The organism is Methylorubrum podarium (genome assembly GCF_022179745.1).
Classification (GTDB): Bacteria; Pseudomonadota; Alphaproteobacteria; order Rhizobiales; family Beijerinckiaceae; genus Methylobacterium; species Methylobacterium podarium.
This window is the reverse complement of the sequence record NZ_BPRD01000473.1, coordinates 1-6,885: the sequence shown is the minus strand read 5'-3', so window position 1 is coordinate 6,885 and position 6,885 is coordinate 1. Positions and strand designations below refer to the sequence as shown.

6 protein-coding genes and 1 other RNA gene are annotated in these 6,885 nt (G+C 72.5%); 4 read left to right on the top strand and 3 right to left on the bottom strand.

Annotation, left to right across the window (positions count from 1 at the left end; translation table 11 throughout):
* A partial coding sequence (locus MFF42_RS21190) for a DNA polymerase III subunit gamma/tau (protein ID WP_238257523.1) occupies window positions 1-1,213 on the bottom strand: 1,213 nt, incomplete at its 3' end.
* A gap of 58 nt (window positions 1,214-1,271) precedes the next feature.
* Window positions 1,272-1,368: signal recognition particle sRNA small type (gene ffs, locus MFF42_RS21185), an RNA gene on the bottom strand.
* A gap of 117 nt (window positions 1,369-1,485) precedes the next feature.
* Between ffs and MFF42_RS21180 the strand changes: the two genes are divergently transcribed.
* A complete protein-coding gene (locus MFF42_RS21180) occupies window positions 1,486-1,992 on the top strand; it encodes a DUF5991 domain-containing protein (RefSeq protein ID WP_306423551.1) in 507 nt (168 codons plus the stop codon).
* Between the two features lie 33 nt (window positions 1,993-2,025).
* Here the strand turns inward: MFF42_RS21180 and MFF42_RS21175 are convergent, their stop codons facing one another.
* Entirely contained in the window at window positions 2,026-2,286 is a 261-nt protein-coding gene (locus MFF42_RS21175) for a PepSY domain-containing protein (protein ID WP_238257520.1), read from the bottom strand.
* A 148-nt stretch (window positions 2,287-2,434) separates the two neighbouring features.
* Between MFF42_RS21175 and MFF42_RS21170 the strand changes: the two genes are divergently transcribed.
* From MFF42_RS21170 to MFF42_RS21160, 3 genes are all read left to right on the top strand, one after another.
* The gene (locus tag MFF42_RS21170; protein WP_238257518.1) at window positions 2,435-3,973 is read left to right on the top strand and encodes a YifB family Mg chelatase-like AAA ATPase; all 1,539 of its coding nucleotides are present in this window, start codon (window positions 2,435-2,437) and stop codon (window positions 3,971-3,973) included.
* Window positions 3,974-4,099: 126 nt separating this feature from the next.
* Window positions 4,100-5,296 carry an FIST N-terminal domain-containing protein gene (locus MFF42_RS21165; protein WP_238257517.1) on the top strand — a complete coding sequence of 399 codons (1,197 nt, stop codon included), beginning with the start codon at window positions 4,100-4,102 and terminating at the stop codon, window positions 5,294-5,296.
* 10 nt (window positions 5,297-5,306) lie between these two features.
* The gene (locus MFF42_RS21160) at window positions 5,307-6,671 is read left to right on the top strand and encodes an ATP-binding response regulator (RefSeq protein ID WP_238257515.1); all 1,365 of its coding nucleotides are present in this window, start codon (window positions 5,307-5,309) and stop codon (window positions 6,669-6,671) included.
* Window positions 6,672-6,885 lie beyond the last annotated feature (214 nt).

Sequence of the window (6,885 nt, the reverse complement as noted above, 5' to 3'; positions counted from 1 at the left end):
GGCGCAGCGCCTCGTCGGGGGTCGGCAGGTCGGCGGCATAGGCGAGCCGCACGATCACCATCTCGGCGGCGGCGAGGGGGCGCGGGGCGGCCTGCACCTCGGGCAGCGCCTTGAGCAGGATCTGCCACGCCCGCGACAGCGCCCGCACGGCCAAGCGCCCGGCGAACTGGGTCCCGCGCACCCGCTCGGCCTCGCTCAAGGTCGGGTCGGCCTCGGCCCCCGGCACCAGCTTGAGCCGGGTGACGAGGTGGGTGAAGCCGGCGAGGTCCGAGAGCACCACCGCGGGGTCGGCGCCGGCATCGTACTGCGACCGGAGCTCGGCGAAGGCGGCGGGCACGTCGCCGCGCATCGCCGCCTCGAACAGGTCGACGATCCGCGAGCGGTCGGCGAGCCCGAGCATGTCGCGCACGCCTGCCGCGGTGACCGCGCCCGCGCCGTGGGCGATCGCCTGATCGAGCAGCGAGAGCGCGTCGCGCACCGAGCCTTCCGCCGCGCGGGTGACGGCGGCGAGCGCCTCGTTCTCGGCTTCCACCCCTTCGGCGGCGCAGATCTTCTTCAGGTGGGCGGCGAGTACGTCGGCCTCGACCCGGCGCAGGTCGAAGCGCTGGCAGCGCGACAGGATCGTCACCGGGACCTTGCGGATCTCGGTGGTGGCGAACACGAACTTGGCGTGGGGCGGCGGTTCCTCCAGCGTCTTCAGGAAGGCGTTGAACGCCTTCTCCGAGAGCATGTGGACCTCGTCGACGATGTAGACCTTGTAGCGGGCCGAGACCGGCGCGTAGCGGATGCCGTCGATGATGCCGCGCACGTCGTCGATGCCGGTATGCGAGGCGGCGTCCATCTCCAGCACGTCCATGTGCCGGGATTCCATGATCGCCTGGCAGTGCAGCCCGAGTTCCGGCATCGACACGGTGGGGCCGGTATCCGGCTGGCCGGTGCGGAGATAGTTGAGGCCGCGGGCGAGGATGCGGGCGGTGGTGGTCTTGCCGACGCCGCGCACGCCCGTCAGCATCCAGGCCTGCGGGATGCGGTTGGCCGAGAACGCGTTGCCCAGCGTGCGCACCATGGCGCCCTGGCCGATCAGGTCGTCGAAGGTCTGGGGGCGGTATTTTCGCGCCAGCACCCGATAGGGGGTCGCGGCCGGGACAGGCGCGGCGGCGGGCATGCCGGGCAGGCCCGGCTCGTCGGTGAGCGTGCCGTGCGTCTCGTCCATGCCGCCGTTCGGAAATTTTCAGGGGAGGCCGGCCCGTCCGGCGCGAGCGGACGGCGAGGGTGGGAGGCTGGACAAAGACCCGCTCGGTCTCGTTAGGGCTGCTTCCTTCCGGACCTGACCCGGTTGGCGAGTGAAACGTCCCTCGCCAACCTCCCGCGCCGTATATGACGGTCCGCGCCGCGGGATGCAAGCGGGATGCAGGCGGGTTGCCTCGCCCGATCCGCGCGGCCATGCTTCCGGCACGAGGGGGAGGGACCATGCCCGAGGGGACTTTGCGGACGACCACGATCCCGGCGCGCCTGGCCGCCCTGGCGCTGCTCGCGGGCCTGTCCGTCCCCGCTCTCGCGCAGGAGCCGGCCAAGGAACCGGCAAAGGAGCCGGCACAGGAGGGGGCGCCCAAGGACTGGCAGGGGCGCTACCGCTACGCGCACGCCGCCGGGCGGACGGCGGGCGGGACGGGCATCGTCGTGACCTACGAACTGGCGCTGTTGCCGCCGGATGTCCGCGACGGCTGCCTCCTCACCCTGCGCGGCTTCCAGACCGACGAAACGCTCCGCTGCCGGACCCGCCGTGAGGGGCAGGATCTCTCGGTCGCGTTCCACCGCTACGGCGATGGCGGGACGGTCAACAAGTACGGGGTGGCGGTCTACAAGCCGGACGAGCCCCTGTTCACCCTCGCGAAGGGGGCGGGCGGCCGGCTGGTCACGCGCTGGCAGGGCCTCAAGCCGGACGGCGAGGGCGTCGCCGGGAGCGGCGCCTTCTTCGCGAGGGCGAAATAGCCCCGGGGGAGGCGGCTCCCCGGGGTCGAAGCCTCACTCGGCCTTGCGCTTCGTGATCTCCATCGTCTTCGGATCGAGCTTGAGGTCGAACTGCTTGCCGTTGGCGTCGATGGCGTCGTCCACCTCGATCATGCCGTCGTCGAGTTCGATCTCCTTCCACTTGGTGAAGCCCTCCTTCTTCAGGATGTCCTCGACCTTGGTCTGCTGATCGGGCGGCAGCTTCTCGTCGGCCAGCACCGGACCGCTGAGGAGGGCGAGGCCGAGGACGGCGGCGGCGAGCGGGCGGACGAACATGGACGACTCCTTCGGCAAATCGATACCCGGCGAACGATCCATGCCACGGGTTGTTCCGGCCGCCGCATGCGTATGGCCCCGCTCGTGATTGCCAGCGCGCGAAGTGCCGCCTAGGCTGCAACCTCCGCGTTCGGAGCCTATCGAGACCATGGTCACGCGCGTCGCCACCGTCGCCTTCGAGGGGGTCGAGGCGCGCGCCGTCGACGTGCAGGTGCAGATCGCCCCCGGCGCGGTCGCCTTCACCATCGTCGGCCTGCCCGACAAGGCGGTGGCGGAATCGCGCGAGCGGGTGCGCTCGGCGCTGATCGCCTCGGGGCTGGCGCTGCCGGCCAAGCGCATCACCTGCAACCTCGCCCCGGCCGACCTGCCGAAGGAGGGCTCGCATTACGACCTGCCGATCGCGCTCGCGGTGATGGGCGCCATCGGCGCGCTGCCGGCGGACGCGCTCGGCGGCTACTGCGTGCTGGGCGAGCTGGCGCTCGACGGCTCGATCACCGCCGTGGCCGGCGTGCTGCCGGCGGCGATGGCGGCGAACGGACGGGGGCTCGGCCTGATCTGTCCCGCCGCGACCGGCCCGGAGGCGGCCTGGGCCGCGGGCGACATGGACGTGCTCGCACCGCGCTCGCTGATCCAGCTCGCCAACCACTTCAAGGGCAGCCAGGTGATGGCCCGGCCGCAGCCGGCGGTGGCCGCGCCCGCCGGGCCGATGCCGGATCTGCGCGACATCAAGGGCCAGGAGGGCGCCAAGCGCGCCCTCGAGATCGCCGCGGCCGGCGGCCACAACCTGCTGATGAACGGCCCGCCCGGCGCCGGCAAGTCGATGCTCGCCGCGCGTCTCCCCTCGATCCTGCCGCCGCTGGGGCCGCGCGAGCTGCTCGAAGTCTCGATGATCCAGTCGGTGGCGGGCGAGCTGAAGGGCGGCGCCCTCTCGAACCGCCGGCCGTTCCGCCAGCCGCACCACTCCGCCTCCATGGCCGCGCTCGTCGGCGGCGGGCTCAATGCCCGGCCCGGCGAGGCCTCGCTCGCCCATGGCGGCGTGCTGTTCCTCGACGAGTTGCCCGAATTCACGCCGCAGGTGCTCGATTCCCTGCGCCAGCCGATGGAGACGGGCGAGATCATGATCGCGCGGGCCAACCACCGGGTGACCTACCCGGCCCGCTTCCAGCTCGTCGCGGCGATGAACCCGTGCCGCTGCGGCATGGCGCTGGAGCCGGGCTATGCCTGCCGCCGGGGGCCGAACGAGCGCTGCGTGGCGCAGTACGGCGCCCGCATCTCCGGGCCGCTGCTCGACCGGATCGACCTGCGGATCGAGGTCGCGGCGGTCACCGCCGCCGACCTGATCCTGCCGCCGCCCGCGGAAGGCTCGGCCGAGGCCGCCGCGCGGGTCGCCGCCGCCCGCGGGCTCCAGAGCGCGCGTTACGCCGCCCTCGGCCTGCCGGCCGCGACCACCAACGCCACCTGCCCAGCGACCGTGATCGAGACCGCCGCCGCGCCCGATGCCGAGGGGGCGGCGCTGATCCGCCACGCGGCGGAGACCATGCGGCTCTCCGCCCGCGGATTCCACCGGACGCTGCGGGTCGCCCGGACGCTCGCCGACCTCGACGGCGAGGCGCAGGTGCGGCGGCTGCACCTGGCCGAGGCCCTGTCCTACCGGGCGCGGGGCGAGCGGCCGGCGGCCGCGGCCTGACGCCCTCGGCCCCTCTCCGGGGCCGGTCCGGCCATTGCCACGCCCTTTCGCCGGGCACATAGTCGGGCCCAACACGACAGGGGCGGCCGGCTCGCCGGAACAGACCCCGTGCGAGGGAGGGAGCGGGTGGCGCACGGCACGCAGATGCGCGGGCATCTGTGCGGAATCCAGACGGCCTGGACGGATGCGGGCGACGCCCCGGGCGCGGTCGCGGCCGTGGCGGAGGCTCTCGACCGGGCGGCGGTCGGCTACCTGATCGTGTTCTTCTCGCCGGCCTACGACGCGAATGCCCTCACCGCGGCGCTCGCCGCGCAGTTTCCCGGCGTCGGGCTCACCGGCTGCTCCACCTCCGGCGGGATCAGCCCGGCCGGCTCGATCGATCGCGGCCTCGTCGCCATCGCCTTCCCCCGCCAGGGCTTCCGCATCGCCGCGGGCCTGCTCACCGACATCGCCCGGCTCGACGTGGAGGGGGCCGCCGCGACCGTGCGGGGCCTGCGCCGCGCCCTCGACGGGGGCCGGCCCGACGGCGGCAGTGGCCACCGCTTCGCCCTCTCCCTGATCGACTCGCTCGCCAACGCCGAGGAGACGGTGGTCTCGGCGGTGGCCTGGGCTCTCGACGGCATCCCGCTGATCGGCGGCTCGGCCGGCGACGACCTCGCCTTCCGCAGCACGGTGCTGATCCACCAGGGCCGGGTCTGCCGCGAGGCGGCGGTGATCCTGCTGGTCGAGACCGATTTCCCGATCCGCATCTTCAAGAGCGACAATTTCGAGCCGACGAACCGCAAGTTCGTGGTCACCGCCGCCCGCGAGGAGGAGCGGCGCGTCACCGAGCTGAACGCCGAGCCCGCGGCGCGGGAATATGCCATGGCGGTGGGTCTCGACCCGGAAAACCTTTCGACGATGTCCTTTGCCGCCTACCCACTCGCGGTGAAGATCGGCGGCGAGTATTACTGCCGCTCGATCAGCCGGGTTGAGCCGGACGGTTCGATGACCTTCTTCTGCGCCGTCGGCGAGGGGGTGGTGCTGACGCTGGCCCAGCCCCGCGACATCGTCGAGGCGACGCGGGCCGAGCTGGAAGGGCTCGACGAGGCGCTCGGCGGGCTCGACCTCGTGATCGGCTTCGATTGCGTCTTCCGCCGGCTCGATGCCGAGAGCCGGCAGGTGCGCCACCGCATCGCCGAGCTCTACAAGCGCTACGGCGTGGTCGGCTTCGAGACCTACGGCGAGCAGTACCGCTCGATGCACCTCAACCAGACCTTCACGGGGATCGCCATCGGCCGGGCCGAGGGGCCGGTGGGCCGGGGCGTGAAGACGGTGACGTGAAGACCGCGCCATGAACCGCCCGACCCTCTGGACGGAGCCCCCGACCGAGCCGCAGACCGTCGAATCCCTGACGCATCGCGTGGCCAAGCTCGAGCGCATCAACGCCGCGCTGATGGCCCATGTCGAGCGCACCATGGACCAGCAGGGCGGGGCCTACTCGCTGTTCCAGACCGCGATCATGCTGGAGGGCCGCGTCCGCGCCCGCACGGAGGAACTGACCGCGCTGATGCGCAGCCTGGAGCGCTCGAACGAGGCGATGCAGGCGGCCAAAGAAGAGGCCGAGACCGCCAACCGCTCGAAGACGCGCTTCCTCGCCGCCGCCAGCCACGACCTGCTCCAGCCCCTCAACGCCGCCCGCCTCTCGCTCTCGGCGCTGACCGACCTCGCGCCGGGGCCGGACGCGAAGGCGGTCGCCCGGCAGGTCGAGCGCGGCCTGGAGACGATCGAGGACCTGATCAAGGCGCTCATCGACATCTCGAAGCTCGATGCCGGCATCGTGCGGCCCGTGGTGAAGCCGGTGCGGCTCGCCGACCTCGTCGCCGGGATCGAGGCGAGCTTCCGGCCGTTTGCCGAGCGCAAGGAATTGCGCCTCGTCACCCGCTGCGCCGACCTCGTGGTGGAGACCGACGGAATCCTGCTCCAGCGCATCCTGCAGAACCTCGTCTCCAACGCGATCCGCTACACCGAGCGCGGCGGCGTGCTGATCGCCGCGCGGCGTCGGGACAAGCGCTGCCGGATCGACGTGGTCGATACCGGCTGCGGCATCCCGGAGAACGAGCGGGCGCTGGTCTTCGAGGAATTCTTTCGCGGCGGGCGCGAGGGCGACGACGGCGGCGTCGGCCTCGGGCTCGGCCTGTCGATCGTGCAGCGCATGGCCTCGACGCTCGATCACGCCCTCGCGCTGCAGTCCCGCACCGGCCGCGGCACGCGCCTGAGCCTCACCCTGCCGCTCGCCGCGCAGCGGCCGGACGCGCGGGTGCCGCTCGCGCCGCTGGCGACGGCGCTGACGGGGGCGCGGGTGCTGGCGATCGAGAACGACGCCTCGACGGCGGAGGCGCTGCGGCGGCTCCTGCGCAGCTGGGACGCCGAGGTGCAGGTGTTCCGCGACCTTGCCGGCGTCGTGGCGGCTTTGGGTGCCGGGCTGGCGCGGCCGGACGTGATGGTGATCGACTACCACCTCGACAACGGCGCCTGCGGCCTCGACGTGGTCGATTACCTGCGGCGCAACCGGGGCTGGGTGACGCCGGTGATCCTCACCACCGCCGACCATGGCGCCGACATCGCCGCCCGCGCCCAGTCCACGGGGGCCGAACTCGTCCACAAGCCGATCAAGCCCGCCCAGCTTCGCTCGCTGCTGGCCTACATGCTGGCGTGAGCGCCGGACGGGCCATGCCAAATCCGATCGATCCCTTCGGGATGGCGGATTTGGGACACGCTCAAGCGCCTCGCGGGGCTTCCCGACGCGGTTTCCAGTCGATCACCTCGGGCATTGCCCAACCCCGTCATCGCGAGGCGGAGCCGAAGCGATCCAGCGCGCGACCTCTCAAGAAAAGGCGCGCACTAGATTGCCACGGCTTCGCCTCGCGATG